Annotated in this window: 18 protein-coding genes; 12 read left to right on the forward strand and 6 right to left on the reverse strand. The window is 71.2% G+C overall.

Going from position 1 to position 21,669, the window contains the following annotated elements:
- Window positions 1-2: 2 nt before the first annotated feature.
- The 3 genes from AC2D80_RS11825 to AC2D80_RS11835 all read left to right on the forward strand — a co-directional run bounded on the left by AC2D80_RS11825 (window position 3) and on the right by AC2D80_RS11835 (window position 2,836).
- Window positions 3-1,436: a DUF1501 domain-containing protein gene (locus AC2D80_RS11825; protein ID WP_484633213.1), complete on the forward strand. Its 1,434-nt coding sequence runs from the start codon at window positions 3-5 to the stop codon at window positions 1,434-1,436.
- Between the two features lie 69 nt (window positions 1,437-1,505).
- Window positions 1,506-2,216: a glutathione S-transferase family protein gene (locus AC2D80_RS11830; RefSeq protein WP_484633214.1), complete on the forward strand. Its 711-nt coding sequence runs from the start codon at window positions 1,506-1,508 to the stop codon at window positions 2,214-2,216.
- Complete coding sequence (locus AC2D80_RS11835) at window positions 2,216-2,836, forward strand: glutathione S-transferase family protein (protein WP_484633215.1); 621 nt, start codon at window positions 2,216-2,218, stop codon at window positions 2,834-2,836. Before AC2D80_RS11830 ends, AC2D80_RS11835 begins: the two co-directional genes overlap by 1 nt.
- A 39-nt stretch (window positions 2,837-2,875) precedes the next feature.
- Here the strand turns inward: AC2D80_RS11835 and AC2D80_RS11840 are convergent, their stop codons facing one another.
- Window positions 2,876-4,390 (reverse strand): CYTH and CHAD domain-containing protein, encoded by a 1,515-nt coding sequence (locus AC2D80_RS11840; protein ID WP_484633216.1) that lies wholly within the window; start codon window positions 4,388-4,390, stop codon window positions 2,876-2,878.
- A 131-nt stretch (window positions 4,391-4,521) separates the two neighbouring features.
- On the opposite strand from AC2D80_RS11840, the gene AC2D80_RS11845 reads away from it, so the two are divergent.
- Entirely contained in the window at window positions 4,522-5,088 is a 567-nt protein-coding gene (locus AC2D80_RS11845) for a hypothetical protein (protein ID WP_484633217.1), read from the forward strand.
- A 10-nt stretch (window positions 5,089-5,098) separates the two neighbouring features.
- Window positions 5,099-5,908 carry a MipA/OmpV family protein gene (locus AC2D80_RS11850; RefSeq protein ID WP_484633218.1) on the forward strand — a complete coding sequence of 270 codons (810 nt, stop codon included), beginning with the start codon at window positions 5,099-5,101 and terminating at the stop codon, window positions 5,906-5,908.
- Here AC2D80_RS11850 and uvrA read toward each other — a convergent pair.
- On the reverse strand, window positions 5,893-9,039 hold the full coding sequence (gene uvrA, locus AC2D80_RS11855; RefSeq protein WP_484633219.1) for an excinuclease ABC subunit UvrA: 3,147 nt from the start codon (window positions 9,037-9,039) through the stop codon (window positions 5,893-5,895). The genes AC2D80_RS11850 and uvrA overlap by 16 nt on opposite strands.
- Before the next feature lie 135 nt (window positions 9,040-9,174).
- On the opposite strand from uvrA, the gene AC2D80_RS11860 reads away from it, so the two are divergent.
- From AC2D80_RS11860 to AC2D80_RS11875, 4 genes are all read left to right on the forward strand, one after another.
- Window positions 9,175-10,350, forward strand: coding sequence for an MFS transporter (locus AC2D80_RS11860; protein WP_484633220.1), 1,176 nt, complete (start codon window positions 9,175-9,177; stop codon window positions 10,348-10,350).
- A gap of 100 nt (window positions 10,351-10,450) precedes the next feature.
- Window positions 10,451-10,948: a single-stranded DNA-binding protein gene (gene ssb / locus AC2D80_RS11865; RefSeq protein WP_484633221.1), complete on the forward strand. Its 498-nt coding sequence runs from the start codon at window positions 10,451-10,453 to the stop codon at window positions 10,946-10,948.
- A gap of 121 nt (window positions 10,949-11,069) precedes the next feature.
- Complete coding sequence (locus tag AC2D80_RS11870; protein WP_484633222.1) at window positions 11,070-11,732, forward strand: response regulator; 663 nt, start codon at window positions 11,070-11,072, stop codon at window positions 11,730-11,732.
- A gap of 154 nt (window positions 11,733-11,886) precedes the next feature.
- Complete coding sequence (locus AC2D80_RS11875; RefSeq protein ID WP_484633223.1) at window positions 11,887-12,300, forward strand: hypothetical protein; 414 nt, start codon at window positions 11,887-11,889, stop codon at window positions 12,298-12,300.
- A gap of 311 nt (window positions 12,301-12,611) precedes the next feature.
- On the opposite strand, the gene AC2D80_RS11880 is transcribed toward AC2D80_RS11875, so the two are convergent.
- Window positions 12,612-13,364, reverse strand: a complete 753-nt coding sequence (locus tag AC2D80_RS11880; RefSeq protein WP_484633224.1) for a hypothetical protein — start codon at window positions 13,362-13,364, stop codon at window positions 12,612-12,614.
- Window positions 13,365-13,509: 145 nt separating this feature from the next.
- On the opposite strand from AC2D80_RS11880, the gene AC2D80_RS11885 reads away from it, so the two are divergent.
- Genes AC2D80_RS11885 through AC2D80_RS11895 form a run of 3 tightly spaced genes read left to right on the forward strand, consistent with a single transcriptional unit; the run spans window position 13,510 to window position 18,626 of the window.
- The gene (locus AC2D80_RS11885; RefSeq protein WP_484633225.1) at window positions 13,510-15,756 is read left to right on the forward strand and encodes a hybrid sensor histidine kinase/response regulator; all 2,247 of its coding nucleotides are present in this window, start codon (window positions 13,510-13,512) and stop codon (window positions 15,754-15,756) included.
- Window positions 15,753-17,966 (forward strand): hybrid sensor histidine kinase/response regulator, encoded by a 2,214-nt coding sequence (locus AC2D80_RS11890; protein WP_484633226.1) that lies wholly within the window; start codon window positions 15,753-15,755, stop codon window positions 17,964-17,966. Before AC2D80_RS11885 ends, AC2D80_RS11890 begins: the two co-directional genes overlap by 4 nt.
- A 39-nt stretch (window positions 17,967-18,005) precedes the next feature.
- The gene (locus tag AC2D80_RS11895; protein WP_484633227.1) at window positions 18,006-18,626 is read left to right on the forward strand and encodes a ProQ/FinO family protein; all 621 of its coding nucleotides are present in this window, start codon (window positions 18,006-18,008) and stop codon (window positions 18,624-18,626) included.
- 16 nt (window positions 18,627-18,642) lie between these two features.
- On the opposite strand, the gene AC2D80_RS11900 is transcribed toward AC2D80_RS11895, so the two are convergent.
- From AC2D80_RS11900 to AC2D80_RS11910, 3 genes are read right to left on the reverse strand one after another with little or no spacing between them, the layout of a single operon-like run.
- Window positions 18,643-19,932, reverse strand: coding sequence for an FIST signal transduction protein (locus AC2D80_RS11900; RefSeq protein ID WP_484633228.1), 1,290 nt, complete (start codon window positions 19,930-19,932; stop codon window positions 18,643-18,645).
- Complete coding sequence (locus AC2D80_RS11905; RefSeq protein WP_484633229.1) at window positions 19,929-20,684, reverse strand: PhaM family polyhydroxyalkanoate granule multifunctional regulatory protein; 756 nt, start codon at window positions 20,682-20,684, stop codon at window positions 19,929-19,931. Before AC2D80_RS11905 ends, AC2D80_RS11900 begins: the two co-directional genes overlap by 4 nt.
- A 30-nt stretch (window positions 20,685-20,714) precedes the next feature.
- On the reverse strand, window positions 20,715-21,557 hold the full coding sequence (locus tag AC2D80_RS11910) for an enoyl-CoA hydratase/isomerase family protein (RefSeq protein ID WP_484633230.1): 843 nt from the start codon (window positions 21,555-21,557) through the stop codon (window positions 20,715-20,717).
- Window positions 21,558-21,669 lie beyond the last annotated feature (112 nt).

The following is a 21,669-nucleotide window of genomic DNA, read 5'->3' on the forward strand; positions in this document are numbered from 1 at the left end:
CCATGCACCTGCTGCAAACCGATCGCCACAACCGCCGCGCCTTCCTGCGCCGCGCCGGACAGCTCGCCTTCACCGGCGCCGCCCTGCCCACCGTGATGAATCTCGCTGCCCTCGGCGAGGCCGCGGCCTTCAACGCCACCGACTACAAGGCGCTGGTCTGCGTGTTCCTCTTCGGTGGCAACGACCATGCCAACACGGTGATCAACTACGACCCGACCACCCACGGGCAGTACAACACCATCCGGACCAGCATCGCGCTGCCGCGCGCCAGCCTGACCGCCACCGCCCTGAACCCGACCGTGCCCCTGCCCGGCGGGGTGCAGTACGCGCTGCATCCGTCCATGACCGGACTGGCCGGGCTGTTCAACGCCGGCCGTGCCGCGGTGCAGCTCAACGTGGGCCCGCTGGTGGTGCCCACCACGCGCCAGCAGTACAACGCACGCAGCGTGCCGCTGCCGCCCAAGCTGTTCTCCCACAACGACCAGCAATCGGTGTGGATGACGTCCGCTCCCGAGGGCGCCACCACCGGCTGGGGCGGTCACATCGGCGATCTTGCCCGCAGCAGCAACAACCCCAACAACGTGCTGACCTGCATTTCGGTGGCGGGCAACACCGTGTTTCTCTCCGGCGATCAGGCGCTGAGCTACCAGGTCAGCAGCAACGGCGCGGTGCGCATCAACGCGCTGAACAACAACGTCTACGGCTCGGCGCAGGTGCGCGCGGCGATGTTGCAGCTCGCCCTGCAGTCGCGCGGCCATGCGCTGGAGAACGAATACAACCTCGTCACCGCCCGCGCCTTCGCCACCGAGGGCGCCATCACCAACGCGCTCAACGCCTTCCCCGCGACCAATGCGCCCTTCAACACCTTCCCAACCACCAACAACAGCCTGGCCAGCCAGCTGCGGCTGGTGGCGCGCCTGATCGCCGCGCGCGACACGCTGGGCACCAAACGGCAGGTTTTCTTCGTGTCGATGGGTGGTTTCGACCTCCACGACAACCTGATCAGCGGCCAGGCCACGCTGATGGACCGGCTGAGCAGTGCACTCACGGCCTTCTATGAAGCCACGGTGCAGCTCGGCGTGGCCGACAAGGTCACGGCGTTCACCGCGTCCGACTTCGGCCGCACGCTGTCCTCCAACGGCGACGGCTCCGACCACGGCTGGGGTGCCCACCACCTCGTCGTTGGTGGTGCGGTGCGCGGCGCCGCCTTCTACGGCCGCGTGCCGCCGGTGAGTGTGACCAACAGCACCACCGACGCCTTTGACCAGTGGCACGTCGGCCAGGGCCGCCTGCTGCCCAGTACCTCGGTCGACCAGTACGCGGCCACGCTGGCGCGCTGGTTCGGCGTGGAGGCCGGCGAGCTGGGACAGATCCTGCCCTACATCGGCAACTTCGGCGGCACCGACTACCCGGTGGATCTCGGCTTCATGGCCTGACGCGGCGCCGCACGGCGCGCGTAGCCCAGGCGACAGCGTGGTCCCGCGCCGCCCGCCTACCATGGGCCCATGATCGACCTCTACACCGCCGCCACGCCCAACGGCCACAAAGTCTCGATTGCGCTCGAGGAGCTGGGCCTGCCCTACACGCTCAAGGTGCTTGACCTCGGCGCGGGCGAACAGAAGCAGCCTGGCTTTCTGGCCATCAACCCCAACGGGCGCATCCCGGCCATCGTCGACCGCGGGGCCGAGGACTTCGCGGTGTTCGAGTCGGGCGCGATCCTCATCTACCTCGCCGAAAAAACCGGCCGCCTGATGCCCGCCGATCCGCGCGGGCGCTCGCGGGTGCTGCAGTGGCTGATGTTCCAGATGGGCGGCGTGGGACCGATGATGGGCCAGGCGAATGTGTTTTTCCGCTACTTTCCCGAGAAGATTCCGGCCGCGATCGACCGCTACCAGGGCGAAACGCGGCGGCTGTTCCGCGTGCTGGATGGCCAGCTGAAAGACCACGAATACCTCGCCGGCGACTACTCGATCGCCGACATCGCCACCTGGGCCTGGGTGCGCACGCACCGCTGGTCCGGTGTGGAGATCGACGACCTGCCGCACCTGCGCCGCTGGCGCGATGCGATCCGGGCACGGCCGGCGGTGCAGCGCGGCATCGAGGCGCCCCCGTCGAAGATCGATCTCACGCGCGATGGCGACCCGGCCGCGCAGCGTTTCGCCGAGGAAGCGCGGCGCCTGGTGGAAACCGGCCAGAGCCGGGCGGGAGGCGTGTGATGCGGCTGTACATGGCGCCGCGCGCGCCCAACCCGCGGCGGGTGCAGATGTTCATCGCCGAGAAGGGGATCACCGGCATCGAGGAAGTGCCGGTGGACATCAATGCCCACGCCCACCGCGACCCGGCGTTTCGCGCCAAGAGCCCGCTCTCGCGCATCCCGGTGCTCGAACTCGACGACGGCCGCGCGCTCGGCGAAACCCGCGCGATCTGCGCCTGGCTGGAAGGCCGCTGGCCGACGCCCAACCTGATGGGTGACGGCGCGGACGAAGCCGCCTTCATCGAGATGGCCGACCGTCGGGTGGAGTGGTACGTGATGCTGCCGCTGGCGCAGGCCATCCGCCACACGCACCCCGGGCTGGCGGTGCTGGAACAACCGCAATTCCCGGACTTCGGCGCGTCGCAGCGCGACAAGGCCCTGGATGGCCTGCGCTGGCTGGACGAGACGCTCGCGCGCCAGCCGTGGGTGGCGGGCGAGCGCTTCACCATCGCGGACATCACGGCGTTTTGCACGGTGGAATTCGGCCGGCTGGCCAAGTTCCGCCCGGCCGACGCCGGGCTGAGCGCCCTGCAGGCCTGGCGCGACCGGGTCGCGGCCCGGCCATCGGCGCTGGCGACCTGAGCCACGGCGCCCTCGCGCCGGCGCGCCGGTCGCGGCGCGTCAGTCGCGGTGCGCGCGCGCCAGGGTGCGCGCGAGGGCCGGCAAGCGCGCCAGACGCTCGGCCTGATCGGCCAGCAACGCCGCGCGCAGCGCCGCCACCGCCTCCGGCGCCAAGCCCTCGGGCACCGCGCCGAGCCACCGGAGGGCGCCGTCGATGTCGTTGAGTTCCCCCAGCAGCGCCTGAGCCTCCACCCACGGGCCGGCATCGGCCAGCCGCTCGGGCAGCAGCGCGGCCAGGAACTGCTGTCCGTAGCGCAGGCGCTTGACCGCCAGGCGCAGCGCGTGGCGACCGTCGGGCCCGACGTGCAGCGCCTGCCGCGCGCGCCGCTGCACCGAGGCCGCCTGGGCCCGCACGGTGCGGCGCGCCCACCGCGCCAGACCCCCCGGCGCCGCCGGCCCGGGTGGCAAGCTGAGTGCGGCATGGGACTGCGCGAGCAGCGCCAGCGCGTGGGCGGCGCCCGACACGGCGGCGGCCGCGCCAGCGTGGGCGGCGCGGCGCTGGGCGTCGAGCCGGGCCTGCAGCGCGTCGGCGCCGGGCAGGCCGGCCCAGCGGGGTGCCAGGGTGTCGGTGGCGAGCACATCGGCCTCGCGCGCCGGCCCCAGCGCGCGGGCCAGCTCCCCCCAGACCGCGCTCCAGTGCCGCACAAAACGCTCCGGCAGGAAGGGCTCGAACAGCCGCAATCCGCTGCGCAAGCGGCGCAGCGCCACCCGGCCCTGATGCACAAACTCCGGGTCGGGCCAGCCATCCGCACCGAGCGCGGGCCCGGCGATGCCGACGCGGTTGGCCTGCCACTGCCCGAGCGCCGCGAAGGTGGCGTCGCACCAGGCCTCGCGCGGTGTCTGGCCGTCGCGCAAGACCACGGCGCCCGCGCGCACCGGCGCCGCACGCCCCCCGGTGAACAGCGCAAACCCGCGCTCGGCCTTGCTGGTCACCGCCGGCATCAGCCGCAGCCCGCGCGCCGCATCGCCCGCCGGACCCAGCGCCAGCGTGTGGGCGAGGTCAAACAACGCGGCCACCGGGCCGTCGAGCAGTTCCAGTTCGAGTTCCAGAATCGGTTCGCGCAGCGCCTCGCCACTGCGGATCCAGCCCTGGTCGAGCGCCACCTCGATGCGCGCGCCCGCGTGATCCACCACCCAGCGGTGGCGCACAAAGTCGGTGTGGAACACGGGCACCAGCTGCCAGGCCAGGCGGCCGAGTTCCTCCGCCAGCGCGGCATCGTCAACCAGCGCGGCGAAGTCGAAGGCCCCAGGCCGCGTGGGCCCCTCCCATTCGCCACGGCGCGACAGGCCGCCGACCGTGGTGCCGGCGGTCTTGACCGTCAGCAAGGTCTGGCCGTCCACCCGCCGCTCGCGCACCGCCACGCGGCGCGCCTGCAACGCCAGCGTCGCGGTGTCGAAATACGTGTTGGCCAGACGCTGCGCCGGCCCCGCCGGGCACGCCAACGTCGGGTGGCGCAGCAGGCGCACGCGGTCTTGCGGATGCACGGTGAGCTTGAGTTCGGTTTCGGTGGCCATGGCCCGAGTCTGCCACCCGGCCGTTCAAGGGGGGAGTACCACCGCCTGACATTCGGTAACGTGCCGGCCCCGCACGAGCCGCGCACAATCGGGGCCGTGCGCCACTGCCACCGCTTACGTCAGGAATGCCCATGAACGCCCGCCCCCTGCTCGCCACCACCGCCCTGCTCGCCGCCCTGTCCTGGGCAGCCGCCCCCGCCCTGGCCGGAAAACCCGACTGGGCCGACGACCACCCCAAGCACCAGAAAGGCGGCAAGGGGGAGAAACACGACAAACACGACAAACGGGACAAACACGACCGCGATGACCGCTACGAGCGCTCCGGCGGCGACCGCTATGAGCGCGGCGGCGACCGCAGCGGCGTGTCGGTCAACATCCAGATCGGCGGCTATTTCAACGACAGCCAGCGCCGCGCCGCGGTGGACTACTACGAGCCGCAGTTCCGCAGCGGCAAGTGCCCGCCGGGCCTGGCCAAGAAAAACAACGGCTGCCTCCCGCCCGGTCAGGCCAAGGCCTGGCGCCGCGGCTATGCGCTGCCGCCGGACGTGGTGTACTACCCCGTGCCAAGCCACGTGTCGGTGCGCCTGGGCACACCGCCGGCGGGCTACAAGTACGTGCGCGTGGCCGCCGACATCCTGCTGATCGCCGTGGGCACCAGCATGGTCATCGACGCGATCGAAGACCTCGGCCGCCTCTGACCTCCGTCGCATGACACCCCGGCTTCTCGTCCTGACCGGCCTGGCCCTGGCGGCCGGAGCCGCCCTCGCCGACGAACCCGCACTCGCGCAGAGCCGCGACTACCTCCTCGGCGCCAGCCTCCACAGCAGCCGCGACCCGCTGGGCACCAGCGACCAGACGCTGCGCCTGCGCCCGATCTGGGCCTTCCAGCTGGGGCGGTTCCGGGTGGCCAGCAGCGGCGCGACCGCGCTGCTCAACCACGGTCGGCGCAGCATCGACAGCGGCGTGAGCACCGAGCTGCGCAGCGGCGACCGCTGGACGCTGAGCACCTCCCTGTCCATCGACGAAGGACGCGACTGGGACCGCGACCCGGTCTACCGCGGCCTGCCCGACGTGCGAACCACGCTGCGCGGCCGCCTCACCGCGGCCACCGATCTCAGCCCGCGCTGGAGCGCCAGCGTGCGCGCCTCGCAAGACCTGCTGGGCCGCGACGGCGGCCTGCGGCTGGATGGCGGCGTGAACTACCGCCACCCGCTGTCCGACCAGACACACTGGGACCTGTCACTCGGCCTGGGCTGGACCAACGGCACCTACGCCCGCACCCACTATGGCATCGCCACGGCCGACGCGGCCGCCACCGGCCTGCCCGCCTTCGCGCCCGGCAGCGGCCTGGACACGGCCTCGATCGGCTGGCGCCTGACCAGCGCCCTGGGCACCCACTGGGTGGCCTACGGGGGCGTGAGCGCCCTGCAGCTGCAAGGCGACGCCGCCCGCAGCCCGCTGACCACGCGGCGCACGGTGTTCGGCGCGTCCGTCGGCCTGGCCTACCGCAGCCACTGAGCGGCGCGGTCGGCCGACGCTCCCCCGGGCAGCAGCCGCGCGAGGTAGCGGCCGGTGTGGCTGGCCGGGTGAGCCGCCACGTCTTCCGGCGTGCCTTGCGCCACCACCGTGCCACCGCCGCTGCCGCCCTCGGGGCCCATGTCGATCAGCCAGTCGGCGGTCTTGATGACGTCGAGGTTGTGCTCGATCACCACGATGGTGTTGCCCGCGTCGCGCAGCTGGTGCAGCACCTTGAGCAGCAGCTCGATGTCGGCGAAGTGCAGTCCGGTGGTGGGCTCGTCGAGGATGTAGAGCGTGCGGCCGGTGTCGCGCTTGGAGAGCTCCTGCGCGAGTTTGACGCGCTGCGCTTCGCCGCCGGAGAGCGTGGTCGCGCTCTGGCCGAGCGTGATGTAGGACAGGCCGACATCGAGCAGGGTCTGCAGTTTGCGGCGCAGCGTGGGCACGGCGCTGAAGAAGTCGAAGGCCTGCTCGACCGTCATGTCGAGAATCTGCGCGATGTTGCGGCCCTTGTAGAGGATCTCCAGGGTTTCGCGGTTGTAGCGCGCGCCGCCGCACACCTCGCAGGGCACGTACACGTCGGGCAGGAAATGCATCTCGACCTTCACCACGCCATCGCCCTGGCAGGCCTCGCAGCGGCCGCCGGCGACGTTGAAGGAGAAGCGGCCCGGACCGTAACCGCGCTCGCGCGCCGCAGGCACCTCGGCCATGAGTTCACGGATGCCGGTGAACAGGCCGGTGTAGGTGGCGGGGTTGCTGCGCGGCGTGCGGCCGATGGGTGACTGGTCGACGTTGATGACCTTGTCGATGTGCTCCAGGCCCTCGATCGCGTCGTGGGGCGCGGGCTCCTCGTGGGCGCGGTAGAGCGTGCGGGCCACGGCAGCGTAGAGCGTGTCGTTGACGAGGGTGGATTTGCCGGAGCCCGACACGCCGGTGACACACGTGAGCAGGCCGACCGGGAAATCGACCGACACGTTTTTCAGGCTGTGGCCGCGCGCGCCCACGACGCGGATGGCCTGCCGGGCGCCGGCGGGCGGGGCCACGGGGCGCGGTGCAGCCGAGGGAAACCGCGGGCGGGCAGCGGGGGGCGATGCCGGGGATGCGGCGGGCGCTGGCGCCGCGGCGGCGGGCAGCCAGGGCGTGCGCCGCGCCGGCACGGGAATGGCGCGCGCACCACTGAGGTACTGGCCGGTGACCGAGCCGGGCGTGGCCATGACCTGCGCGCAGCTGCCCTGGGCCATCACGCGGCCGCCGTGCACGCCGGCACCCGGCCCCATGTCGATCACGTGGTCGGCGGTGCGGATCATGTCTTCGTCGTGTTCAACGACGAGGACCGTGTTGCCGAGGTCGCGCAGGTGCTGCAGCGTGGCGATGAGGCGGTCGTTGTCGCGCTGGTGCAGGCCGATGCTGGGCTCGTCGAGCACGTACATCACGCCGGTCAGGCCGCTGCCGATCTGGCTGGCCAGGCGGATGCGCTGGGCTTCGCCGCCGGAGAGGGTGTCGGCGCTGCGGGCGAGGCTGAGGTAGTTGAGGCCGACGTCGTTGAGGAAGCGCAGGCGCTGGCGGATTTCGTGGATCACGCGGGCGGCAATGTCGCCCCGCGCGCCGGGCAGGTGCAGCGCGTCGAAATAGGCCTGCGCCTCGCCCAGCGTGATCTGGCCGATGGCGTGGATGTCGCGTCGCGCGTCGCCCTCGCCGATGAAGACGTGGCGGGCCTCGCGACGCAGGCGCGCGCCGCCACAGGCCGGGCACGGCCGCGTGGCGCGGTAGCGGGCCAGCTCCTCGCGCACGAGAGCGCTGTCGGTTTCACGAAAGCGCCGCTCCAGGTTGGGGATGATGCCCTCGAAGGGGTGTTTCTTGGTCACCCGCCGGCCGGGCTTGTCGCCCGCGCCATCCAGCGGGTAGCTGAAGCGGATGTCCTCCTGGCCGGAGCCATACAACAGGAGCGTGCGCACGGCCTCCGGCAACGACTCCCACGGCGCTTCGGCATCGAAACCGGCGTGAGCCGCGAGACTCTCGACGAGCGAAAAGTAGTGGCCGTTGCGCCGGTCCCAGCCCTTGATGGCGCCGCTGGCCAGGCTCAGGCTGGGAAAGGCCACCACGCGCTCGGGATCGAAGAACTCGGTGTGGCCCAGGCCGTCGCAGGTGGTGCAGGCACCGACCGGCGAGTTGAACGAGAACAGGCGCGGCTCCAGCTCACCCACGGTGTAGGTGCAGCGCGGGCAGGCGAAGCGGGCCGAGTAGCCCTGCTCGGCGCCGCTGTCCATGTCGAGCGTGAGTGCGCGGCCATCGGCCAGACGCAGGGCGGCCTCGAAACTCTCGGCCAGGCGCTGGCGCAGCGGGTGCGGGCCGTCGCCGGCGTCGCGGCGGACCTTCACACGGTCGATCACCACGTCGATGTCGTGGCGGTCGTTCTTGCGCAGGTGGGGCAGCGCGTCGGCTTCCACCACCGCGCCGTCGATGCGAAAGCGCACATATCCCTGCGCCTGCATGTCGGCCAGCAACTCGGCGAACTCGCCCTTGCGTTCGCGCGCCACCGGCGCGAGGATCATGAGTTTGGTGTCTTCGGGCAGCGCCAGCACGCTGTCGACCATCTGCGCCACGCTCTGCGCCGCCAGCGGCAGATCGTGGTCGGGGCAGTGCGGCGCGCCGGCGCGGGCGAACAGCAGCCGCAGGTAATCGTGGATCTCGGTGACCGTGCCGACGGTGGACCGCGGGTTGTGGCTGGTGGCCTTCTGCTCGATGGCAATCGCCGGGGACAAGCCCTCGATCAGGTCCACATCGGGCTTGTCCATGAGCTGCAGGAACTGCCGCGCGTAGGCCGACAGACTCTCCACATAACGGCGCTGCCCCTCGGCGTACAGCGTGTCGAAGGCCAGGCTCGACTTGCCCGAACCGCTCAGACCGGTGATCACCACCAGAGCGTGCTTGGGGATGTCGAGGTCGATGTTGCGCAGGTTGTGCGTGCGTGCGCCCCGCACCGCGATCAGGTCGCGCCGCTGGCGCAATACATCGCCCAGATGACGCTCACCCCGGTGAGGCTCGCGCGGCTCGGGCACCGCGTCGGCGGGCAGCAGGTGGTCAGGCGGTTCGGGGTTCACGGCGCGGCGGGCGAATTCAGGGCAACCCGGCATGATACGGCGCGGCGGGGTTTCGCGCGTCCCGCCCCCGGCCGCCCGAACCGGATCGCCGACAATACCGACTCACCCCCCGCCGCCGTGCCCGCCGCTCCGTTGACCACCCCCCGCCCGCCCGATCTTGACGCCCGCATGACGCCCGACGAACGGCGCGCCAGCGGCGCACTCGCGTCGATCTACGCGCTGCGCATGCTCGGCCTGTTTCTGGTGCTGCCGGTGTTTGCGCTGCAGGCGCGCCACTACCCCGGTGGCGACAACCCGGCGCTGGTCGGGCTGGCCATGGGCATCTACGGGCTCACGCAAGCGTTGCTCCAGGTTCCGCTGGGCATGGCCTCGGACCGGCTCGGCCGCAAGCCGGTGATCATCGCCGGGCTGGCCTTGTTCGCCATCGGCAGCACGGTAGCGGCCTGGGCGCCCACGATGGGCTGGCTGGTCGTGGGCCGCGCCCTGCAGGGTGGGGGCGCGATTTCCGCCGCCGTGACCGCCCTGCTGGCCGACCAGACCCGCGACGCGGTGCGCACCAAGGCGATGGCGCTGGTGGGCATCAGCATCGCCATGATGTTTGCGCTGTCGCTGGTGCTCTCGCCAGTGCTGGTCACTCACATCGGCCTCTCGGGCCTGTTTGCGCTCACCGCCGCGCTGGCGATCACCGGCATGGCGGTGGTCGCCTGGGTGGTGCCGCCCGAGCCACCCCTGCCCACCGCCCCGGGACGCGGTCGGCTGGCCGAGGTGCTGCGGGACCCGGAACTGCGGCGGGTGGACGTGGGCGTGTTTGTGCTGCATGCCGTGCAGATCGCCATGTGGATGGCGGTGCCCGGACTGCTGGAACGCGCCGGCGTGGCCACCGCGTCTCACTGGCAGGTGTACCTGCCGGCGGTGCTGGGCTCGCTGCTCGTGATTGGCGGGCTGTTGTTCCGCCTGGAGCGGCAGGGTCATTTCCGGGCGGTCTACCTCGGTTCGATCGCGCTGATCGCGGTGGTGCAGCTGGGCTTCCTCGGCAGCGCGGCCGCGCCGTCGCTGCTCGGCGTGGGCCTGCTGCTCACGCTGTATTTCGTGGGCTTCAACACCCAGGAAGCCAGCCAACCCAGCCTGGCGTCGCGGCTGGCCGCACCCCACCAGCGCGGCGCGGCGCTGGGGGTCTACAACACCCTGATGTCGCTGGGCATCTTCACCGGCGGCAGCGTCGGCGGGGTGATCGCCAAGACCTGGGGCAGCACCGGCATCTTCACCGCCAGCGCACTGGCCGTGGCGCTGTGGCTGGTGGTGGCCTGGCCCATGAGCGCCGAACGCGCCTCGCCGCGCCCCTGAGGCGTCGAACGGCGCGGTCCCGACGGTCGGATGCGGCACAATGCCGCACCGCTTTACGGCGCTGCGGCGCCCCGTCTCCGGACCACCAGGATCCCTCACCATGGCCTCCGTCAACAAAGTCATCCTCGTCGGCAACTGCGGCCGCGACCCCGAAATCCGTTACCTGCCCTCCGGTCAGGCGGTGGCCAACGTGAGCGTGGCCACCTCAACCCGCCGCAAGGACAAGAACAGCGGCGAGATGGTGGAAGACACCCAGTGGCACCGCGTCACGTTCTACGACCGCCTGGCCGAGATCGCCGGCGAGTACGTCAAGAAGGGGCGGCCGGTCTACGTGGAAGGCCGCCTGAAGTACGGCAAGTACACCGACCAGGCCGGCGTCGAGCGCAACACGGTGGACATCATCGCCACCGAACTCCAACTGCTCGGCGGCCGTGAGGGCATGGGCGGGCCGTCGGAAGACGGTGGCGGCGGTGGCGGCGGCTACAGCCGTGCCCCGGCCGCCCCCCGCGCAGCCGCCCCCCGGCCGGCCCCGGCCGCGCCGGCACCCTCGCGCGCGCCGAGCGGCTTCGACGACATGGACGACGACATCCCGTTCTGAGCCAGGCGGCTGCACAGCACCCGACCGCGCCCCGGCGCGGTTTTTTTATGCCTTTCGCGGCCCCAGGCGCGCTACACTGGCCCGACTGAACACTTTTCGGTGACAACTGTCTGGGGGTGTCATGGTCCGTGTCATCGTGGCGGAAGACCACGCCCTGGTGCGCCAGGGTTTGAGCCTGTTGCTGGCGAGCGCCGGCGGTTTCAGCGTGGTAGCCGAAACCGGGCTGGGCAGTGAAGCGATTGACCTGGCGCGCACACTTCAACCGGACCTGCTGCTGCTGGACCTCGCCCTGCAAGACCGGTCGGGCATCGAAGTGGCGCAGTCGGTGCGACGCCATTCCCCCGCCACCCACATCATGGTGGTGACGGGCAACGTGTATCCCGGATCGGTGACGCAGGCGTTCGCGGCCGGCGTCAACGGGTTCGTCCTCAAGCACGGCGATGGCGCCGAACTTCTTCACGGGATTCACGCCGTGCTGGCCGGTCGGCGCTTCATGAGCAAGCAAGTGACCGAGGCCATCGCGGGCGCCGGGCAGCGGCAGCCCGACCACGGCACAGGGCTCGCGCCGTTGCTCACGCACCGCGAGCAGCAGATCGTTCGCTTGATCGCGGCCGGACGGACCAACCCCGAGATCGCCGCCGAGTTGCACATCAGTGTGCTGACCGCACGCAAACACCGCCAGAACGTGATGCTCAAGCTCGGCCTGCACAACGCAGCGGACGTGACAAATTACGCCGTCCAGAGCGGTCTGGCCACCGCGCCAAACACGGGCCTGCTGCGCTAAATGGGCCCACGGTGCGCCGTTCGGCGGACGCTACTACGCATGCATTATGGGCGCGCCGCGAGCGGCCATCGAGAATTCCTCGTCAGCCAAGCACCGCGGCCGAAACCGCCTGCTGGCTTGCCCTCTCCGCCAACGACCACGCGCCGGCCTACCCATGAAAATCGACACTCTGAGACAAGGCGTGATCAAGAAACTGGGTCGCAAAGACGACGAAACCATGCCCACCCAGGATCACATCGACTCCGAAATGATCCCGAGCTCGATCTCGGAGGACTACGAGACGCTCATCATGGAGTGCTTCGTGATCATGGGCGTGGCCAACGACCAGATCCGGGTCAGCGTGCGGCCGGTCGGCGTGAACCCGGCCGGGCTGGACGTGTACGCCGGTTTCGTGAAAGTGGTCCGCTGGGATCCCCTGGTCATCGAGATGCTGTCCCGCATGCCGATGATCGAAAAACGGATCGACCGTCGCGTGCGCCAGAGCAACCTGCTGCGATACAGCGGCTTCAGCGGTCTGTGGTTCCGGTCTCCGGCCGGCATCGACGAATTTCAGAACACCGTTCACTGAACGGGGGCTCAGGCAGGCGCGGGCAAGGCGCCCTCGCCACGGCCCGATTCATCATGGCCTGCACGGCCAAACCATGTCGGTCGTTGACCGACGCCCCCGAGCACACCCCCGACCCAAGAACACGGCCGGCCGCGGAACGCAACGGGGCCAAAGCGCACAGGCGCGTGACAAGCGATCACGATCCCAAGGGACAGAAATACGCGCGCACACGGCCACGGCGGTCGGCGTTGCGCGCCCATGGCGCAAAGGTCAACTCACCGGGCGAACCCGCGACGCAGGGTGCGTGGTCTTTGCGCTGGTTTGGGCAGCGCTCAATGCATGCCCGGGTCACCACCGAAGGCGGCCAGCAACCAGGCGCGCTCGGCCTCGATCAACCGGCAGCCGGTCTGGTAAGCATCGAGTCGGGTTTCAGCGCGCGCCTGCAGCGAACGCGGCCGCACCACCGACGCCAGGCCGACGCCCCGGGCAACCTCGAGCGCAGCGCGGTGAATCTCGCGGGCCTGTTGCCATTGCGCATGCAGTCGCCGGCAGGCGGTCGCATCGCTCCCCGGGTGGCTCTGGGGCTGGGGGACGGGCAAGGCCGACGACAACTGGGTGGGCAGCAGCCGAGCGGCGCGCGAAAAGGCCTGCCCGGCCCGGCGCCAGGCCAAGACCGCGGCGTTCACCTCCTGCGCAAAGCCCGCTCGACACGTGTCCAGCGGCGTGATGGCATCGGGTTCGCCGGTGTCGCGCGGCGCCGGCCCCTGGGACCGCCCGATCATCAGGCTGCGGATTTCGTCGATCGCCTGCTGGGTGTCGAGTGCCAGCGCGAGACGGTGGCGGGCGGCATGCACGTCGATCGCTGCGCGCACGGCCGCCTGGCCCAAGTCTTGCGCCCGGTGCTGTGGCTGAGACGCCGCCCAGCGCCCCACATGCGCGCGCACCTCGTCGAGATCAAGGCCCACCATGCGGGGGGCCTCGGCCGTGAGACGGTTCGTTGCCGGCGACAACGGCGCAGGGGCCGTGCTGACGAGCGTCCAACGCCCTTCATGAGGGCTGCGGTCCACGGCCTGCGACGCTTGCATCATTTCGATCCCCGGTGCTGCTTGAAACAGGGTGAAGTGTTGTGGCAGCCCGGTCGGCTCTCAATAATGCAAGCGCATTATTTCGCGAGGTCTGGGTGGTGGGTGGCGCCCAAGCACCGGTCGTTCACCCTCGGGCCGAGACGCCATGAACCCACCAAAGTCTGAGGCCACGACGGACTTGCCGGGGTGGGCGCTGTGTGTCGATGAAGCGCACAGTGGCGGCGTGGCCAGCGAAATGTTGCGCGAGCGCATGGGTTGGACAGGTGGCCGCATGCCAGGGGTGACGCAGCGCCTGCCGGGTTGGTTGCGGGGCCTGCGCGCGGGCGAGGATGCGCAAGGGCGGATCACCTTGACCGATCGCTGGGGAGTCGACGTCCACTGGACCGGGAACGCCTGGTGGAGCGATGTCGAGCGCGGCTGGGTGATTGACCTGGCGGAAATCGACGCGGCAGACACCAGCCCACCCGATGCGGCAACCCTGCTGGCACAGCTGCCGGCGCCGGTGGCCTGGTTCGACGTATCGCCCGAGGGTCGCTGTATCGTCGCCAACCGGGCTTTCGTGGCCTTCGTTGGGGGCGATGTGGCGGGCGGCGCGGCGGTCGTGGGTCGCCCGGTGGAAGAGTTTCTGCCGGCCGCCCTGCTGGCGCTGTGGGAGCGGACACGTCACGGCGGGTCGGCTGTGGTCACGGCGGTGCACGAATCCGCCAACCCCGACGGCCGGCCGCGCAGCTTCGACGCCACCCTGCTGCCCGGTAGGGACGCGGGCGTTGGTGGGCAAGACGTGCGGTTGCTGATGACCGACATCACCGAGCGCCGTCTGGCAGATGCCGCCCTGCGTGCCTCCGAAGAGCGGCTGCTGACGTTTCTGCAGGCCAGCGCGGAGGGGGTGGTGTTTCACCGCGAAGGGGTCATCACCGACGCCAACCCGGCGGCCTGCGCGCTGCTGGGCGTGGAACTCGACGCGCTGCGCGGGTTGTCCGTGCTGGACTTCACCCCGAGCGAACTGCGCGACACCGCCCGCCAGCTCATCGCCTCCCACGCCGACGCCATGCTGCGCGGCACCGTGCTCAACGCCCACGGCCAGCGCATCCCCGTGGAGATCAGCTCGCGCAGCCTGCTGCGCCACGGCCAGCGCCTGCGCATGGCCGTCATCCGCGACGTGCGCGACCGCCAGGCCGCCCAGCAACGCATCGACGAACTCATCGAGAGCCTGCGCCGCCAGAAAGACCGCGCCGAAGCCGCCGACCACGCCAAGTCCGTCTTCCTCGCCGCCGCCAGCCACGACCTGCGCCAACCCATCCACGCCCTGGGCCTGTTCCTCTCCGCCCTGCGCACCATGGCCCAGGGCCCCAGCGTGCCCCGCACCGAACTGGCCGAGATCGTCCTGCGCATGCAGTCCTCCCTGGACGGCCTGGGTCAGCTGCTCAACATGCTGCTGGACGTCTCTCGCCTGGACGCCAACGCCGTGGACATCCACCCCCAGCCCACCGCCGTGGCCCCGCTGCTCGACGACCTCGCCCGCGACTTCGCCGCCCTGGCCCGCGAGAAGGGCCTGCGCCTGCGCATCGCCCCCACCACCCACTGGGTCCACACCGACCCCACCGTGCTGCGCCGCATCCTGGCCAACCTCCTGGCCAACGCCATCCGCTACACCCCCCGCGGCGCCGTCATGATCGCCCCGCGCGTGCGCGGCAACCGGCTGTGCATCCAGGTCCGCGACAGCGGCATCGGCATCGAGCCCGCCCAGCAGCAGGCCATCTTCAACGAGTTCTATCAGGTCGAGTCCCAGCCAGCCCAGCACCACGACACCCACGGCCTGGGCCTGGGCCTGTCCATCGTGCAGCGCTCCGCGCAGCTGCTCGGCGCGCCGCTGCACCTGCGATCGGCTCCCGGGCGCGGTTCGGTCTTTGCCATCAGCGTGCCGCTGCTGCCGCCCCACGAACAACCCCAGCAACCCCCGCCTGCTGCGCCCGTGGCCGCCCCGCCCCCACAGGACACCGCCGACCCGCCGGCCACCACCGCCCCGCGCCGCCTGGGCGTGCTCGTCATCGACGACGAGGACGCCGTGCTCTACGCCATGCAGCGCCTGCTCTCCACCTGGGGCCACCGCGTCTGGTGCGCCGCCAGCGCCGATGAGGCCGTCGTGCACGCCATCGCCCACGCCCACGAGATCGACCTGCTCATCTCCGACTACCGCCTGGGCGCCAACACCACCGCCGTGCAGGCCATCGAGGCCGTGCACGCCTGCCTGCAGCGCCCCGTGCCCACCTACATCCTCACCGGCGACACCTCCCCACAGCGCATCGCACACACCGCCGCCCTCGGCTGGCCCCTCCTGCACAAACCCGTCTCCCCCAACGACATCCTGCGCATCCTCCAGGAGGTGCCTTGAGCGCGCTGGCATGGCCCCGGGTCGATGATCACCCCGGCCGGGTGGCGGTGTGGCACGACGCGCGCTGGGTCGGCGTCAGCCCGCGGCTGGCCCGGGAGATGCCCACACCGTGGACGGACGGGCTCGACGAAGCGTCGAACCGGGCGCTGGACGCGGCCCTGCGCACGCCGCGCGCAGGCCACCTGAGCCTGCGAGGCCGGGACGGCGCGCGCTGGCGCCTCGCGCTGCACTGGCTCGACCACGCGCAGGCGCATTTCTGCCAGTTGGTCGCGCTGGACGGCGCGTCGGCCGAAGGCGAAGCCGCGCGCCTGCTCGACCGGCTGCCGTTGATGGTCGCGCTCTTTGATCAATCGCTGCGCTGCGTGTACGCCAACGGCCCGTACGCGGAACTCTTCGGGCTGACGCCGGCGCGCATGGCGGGGCAGTCTGCCGACGACATCGTCGGTCGGGGCGACCCGCTGCTGACGGCTCTGCGCGAGCACGCCTTGCGCCAGGGTCGCACCACCACGCTGGACCGCAGCCATCCTGGCGCAGAAGGCACGCGATGGATCCGCAGCGTGGTGTTTCCGGTGTTCGATGAACAGGGCAACACGGTGGGTGCGGCCTCGATGAACCAGGACCTCACGGCGCGCTATCGGATCGAACAGGCCCTGGAGGCCTCCGAAGAGCGGCTGCTGACGTTTCTGCAGGCCAGCGCGGAGGGGGTGGTGTTTCACCGCGAAGGGGTCATCACCGACGCCAACCCGGCGGCCTGCGCGCTGCTGGGCGTGGAACTCGACGCGCTGCGCGGGTTGTCCGTGCTGGACTTCACCCCGAGCGAACTGCGCGACACCGCCCGCCAGCTCATCGCCTCCCACGCCGACGCCATGCTGCGCGGCACCGTGCTCAACGCCCACGGCCAGCGCATCCCCGTGGAGATCAGCTCGCGCAGCCTGCTGCGCCACGGCCAGCGCCTGCGCATGGCCGTCATCCGCGACGTGCGCGACCGCCAGGCCGCCCAGCAACGCATCGACGAACTCATCGAGAGCCTGCGCCGCCAGAAAGACCGCGCCGAAGCCGCCGACCACGCCAAGTCCGTCTTCCTCGCCGCCGCCAGCCACGACCTGCGCCAACCCATCCACGCCCTGGGCCTGTTCCTCTCCGCCCTGCGCACCATGGCCCAGGGCCCCAGCGTGCCCCGCACCGAACTGGCCGAGATCGTCCTGCGCATGCAGTCCTCCCTGGACGGCCTGGGTCAGCTGCTCAACATGCTGCTGGACGTCTCTCGCCTGGACGCCAACGCCGTGGACATCCACCCCCAGCCCACCGCCGTGGCCCCGCTGCTCGACGACCTCGCCCGCGACTTCGCCGCCCTGGCCCGCGAGAAGGGCCTGCGCCTGCGCATCGCCCCCACCACCCACTGGGTCCACACCGACCCCACCGTGCTGCGCCGCATCCTGGCCAACCTCCTGGCCAACGCCATCCGCTACACCCCCCGCGGCGCCGTCATGATCGCCCCGCGCGTGCGCGGCAACCGGCTGTGCATCCAGGTCCGCGACAGCGGCATCGGCATCGAGCCCGCCCAGCAGCAGGCCATCTTCAACGAGTTCTATCAGGTCGAGTCCCAGCCAGCCCAGCACCACGACACCCACGGCCTGGGCCTGGGCCTGTCCATCGTGCAGCGCTCCGCGCAGCTGCTCGGCGCGCCGCTGCACCTGCGATCGGCTCCCGGGCGCGGTTCGGTCTTTGCCATCAGCGTGCCGCTGCTGCCGCCCCACGAACAACCCCAGCAACCCCCGCCTGCTGCGCCCGTGGCCGCCCCGCCCCCACAGGACACCGCCGACCCGCCGGCCACCACCGCCCCGCGCCGCCTGGGCGTGCTCGTCATCGACGACGAGGACGCCGTGCTCTACGCCATGCAGCGCCTGCTCTCCACCTGGGGCCACCGCGTCTGGTGCGCCGCCAGCGCCGATGAGGCCGTCGTGCACGCCATCGCCCACGCCCACGAGATCGACCTGCTCATCTCCGACTACCGCCTGGGCGCCAACACCACCGCCGTGCAGGCCATCGAGGCCGTGCACGCCTGCCTGCAGCGCCCCGTGCCCACCTACATCCTCACCGGCGACACCTCCCCACAGCGCATCGCACACACCGCCGCCCTCGGCTGGCCCCTCCTGCACAAACCCGTCTCCCCCAACGACATCCTGCGCATCCTCCAGGAGGTGCCTTGAGCGCGCTGGCATGATGACGGCCCCAATCCCCTGCTCACCATGACCGAACCCGCCACCTCTGCCCCGGCGCGCGCCGCCAAGCCCGCCCGCCACCACCCCTTGCTCGACACGCTGGCGGGCCTGTACCCGGGCCTTTTCGGTGAAACGCCCAAGCCCCTGAAGCGCGGGGTGTTTGAGGATCTCGTGGCCGCCCATCCCGAGGCCCTGCCGCCCGAGGCGCTGAAGGCGGCGATGGCGCTGCACACGCGCTCCAGCCGCTATCTCGCGGCGGTGGCGTCCGGCCAGCCCCGCCACGGCCTGGACGGCACGCCGGTCGAGCCGGTGGCGCCCGAGCAGCGGCACCACGCGCTGGTGGAAGTGCATCGCCGCCGCCAGGGACGCGATCCGCGCCACAGCCCGCAGCGCCTGCGCGAGCGCATCGCACGCGCCTTTGAAGACAGTGGGCTGGGGCCGGAGAGCTACCTCGCGCTGGTCGCTGGTCGGGACGAAGGCATCAACGCGTTGACGCGCGACGCGGTGGAATGGGCGGTGGCACAGCGCGCGCGGGACGCGGCGCTGCGGCGTGCGTTCGAGGCCAGCGGGCTGAGCGTGGCCGCGTTTGCCGACGCCCACGGACTCACGCCCGAACAGGCGCGGCGCCTGCGGCCGGCGGGCGGCTGACGCACCCGCTCCGCGGTCAGGCCGCGGCGGTGAACACCGTCAGCACGCCGGTGTAGCCATACAGCCGGTGGTGGCCGATTTCGCCGGCGGCAAAAAACCCCACCAGCGGCACATCGCCCAGCGCGCGGCGCACGATCTGCAGCTCTGCGCCCGGGTGTCCAAAGTGCGGGCCGCCGCGGCCGGCGCAGCTGACGTAGATGGCGCCCACCGCCCGGCGCGCGCCAAGCCCGTCCTCGGCGGCGTCGGCGTCGGTCGCGCCGCCCACCAGATCAACGCCGGCGGCCTCCAGTTCTTCGCGCAGCTCGGTGCACACACGCACCAGATCGGCCCGCGCGGCATTCACGTGGCGCTCGCAGAACGCCAGCCGCGATCCTTCGGGCGCGAGGTCGGCGATCGCCACGCCCCGGCGCACCGGATCGAGACCGATCAGGTGACGCACGAGCACCTCGTCGCCGAACTGCGCGCGCGGGCGCGGACCGCGCGCGGAGGCGCGCGCGTCGGCGTCGCGGGTGATGCCCACCAGCGTGCTGCGCAGCCGCGGCATGGCCTGCTCCGGCTGGTCCAGCGAGATCACGCGCTCCCGGAGCAAGACATCCAGCGCCGGCTCGCCATCCAGGCTGAGCACGAGGTTGCCGTCGGCGGCGGTCACCGTGCGAAGCGCGCCCACGGGCTGCGCGCCCTGCGTCACGCGCGACAACACCCCCGCGCTCTCGGCAAAGGCCACGCCGCTGAGGCCGCCGTGGAACACACCGGGATGACTGGCCTGGCCGCTCACGCGGACATGGCTGGTGAGAGCGAACTGGACCGACGTGCCGCGGCTGCTGCACAGGCCCCCAAACAGGTAGCCGCTGTGCGTGCGATCGGCCATTTCGGCGATCAGGTCGGCCAGCTCCGGCGTCTGCGGGTCGGCGTGGACCAGGGCGGTGTGGGCAGCAAACCCGTCGCCGCTGTCGGCCCGGCCGCTGGCGGACAACGGCGCCACACCACTGAACACGCGGTACTGGGACGGCGACAGGTCGCACAACATGACCGCCATGGCGGGTTCGTCGATGTACTCGGCGCCGGTGGCCGCAATGCCCACTCCCACGGTACCGGCCCAGTCGGTCACGCCCGGCAGTTCCGCGGCGAGGTGGTCCAGGATGTCGCGCGCCTCGTCGGCGAAATGGTCGGTCAGGTAGAGCAGGCCCAGCGACGGCTGGGTCGCGTGATCGGGCAGGGCCATGTGGGCGCGCAACTGCGCCAGCACCAACGCGGCCGCCATGCGCCACTGCGGGTGGGTGGCGTGGGCGTGGGGGAAGGTTTTCATCGGCGCGGTGAACGGGGGGACTTCGCCGCGGACTTGCGCGGTGCCGAAGCGGTCTTGGTGGCGGACGCGGTCTTGGGCGTCACGGCGCGGCCCACCGCGCGGCCCGCGCCGCGCGCCGTGCGCGCCGCGGCTTTCACGGCCTGATCGGTGAGACCCGCCGCGACCTGCCGCGTGGTCTCCAGCGTGGTTTGCTTGGCGACGTCCTTGACCGCCTGGCTGGCGATCTGCTGGAACTGCTGCGTCAGCGCGCCCCACCACTGCATCGGGTCCACCACGCCAGAGGCCGGCGCCGCGGCTTTCTTCGCCGGCGACGCGCGACGCCGGGGTGCGGGTTCCGGGGCCGCCACGGGCGTGGCCGCAGCGGGTTCGGGCGCCGGCGGCGACGGTGGGGTGAAGGCGGACAGGCTGTCGGCGGCCTTGAGCTTGAGCGCGTTGGCCACATCGCCCATGCTGAAGTTCATGGTCTTGAGCGTGGCCAGGGTCATCTTCTGGACCTCCAGCGCCTGGATCGTGGCGCTCAGGGCCTTGGTGTTCTGGTCGAGCCAGAAATGCACCGCCTTGAGCTCCTCGATGCGTTTCTCGAGCTCCTCCACATTGAAGGTCGGCGCGACCCAGTGGCTCAGGTTGGGCAGCTGCGGGATGTTCTGGCCGAGGCCTTGCGCGATGCCGCCGGCGGCCTGCGTGGCCAGGTTCTGCAGGAAATCAAAGCCCGGCACAAATTTGCCGAAACCGCCCGTGGATGTGTCGCTCATGGCCGCTGTCTCCCGGGCGCACGGCCGGGATCAGCCGTCGACCCCGTAACGCGGCGCGCGCCGCTCGCGCAAGGATGCCACACCTTCGCGCACATCGGGCCCGGCAAAGCCCATGAATTCGAGGGCCAGCGAGGTGTCAAACGCGGGGCCGGCCTGGCGCAGCCAGTTGTTGAGCGAGTACTTCGTCCAGCGGATGGCGGTGGCGCTGCCGCTGGCCAGGCGGTCGGCCACTTCGTAGGCTTTGGACAGGAGCTGCTCATCGTCCACCACCAGTGACACCAGCCCGATGCGCTCGGCTTCCTCGCCGCTGACGGCGTCGCACAGCATCAGGTAGTACTTGGCCTTGGCCATGCCACACAACAAAGGCCAGACGATCGCCGCGTGGTCACCGGCGGCCACGCCCAGCCGGGTGTGCCCGTCCACGATCTTGGCGCTGCGCGCGGCGATCGAGATGTCGGCCAGCAGCCCCGCCACGAGGCCAGCGCCCACCGCCGGGCCGTGCAAGGCGCTGACGATGGGTTTGTCGCAGTTGATCACGTTGTAGACGAGGTCGCGGGCCTCCTTCCACACGCGGGTGCGCACCTCGAAGTCCGTGGCCATGTCCTGCACCAGCGCGAGGTCGCCGCCGCCAGAAAAACCCATGCCGCTGCCACGCAGCACGGCCGCGCGCACGCTGTCGTCGCGGCCGACATCGCGCCAGATCTCGCTGAGTTCCCAGTGCCCCTCGTGGCCGGCGGTGGGCAGCTTGCCGTTGCCGCCCGGGCCATCGGCGCGCATGCGGATGTCCAGCACACTGGGCACACCGCCCACCAGCGGTCCGCGGCGGGTGATCTCCAGGGTCTGATAGCGGCTGTAGTCGACGGGGGCGGTCATGCGGGTCTCCTGGTGGGAATCGAGGTATCCGGGCTGGGGTGTTACCGGTTGTCGCCGAGGATTGTGCTTGACCTGCATCAAGCCGCAGGCCGGGCGTGAGGTCCAGCATCCA

Source organism: Hydrogenophaga sp. T66 (genome assembly GCF_057219855.1).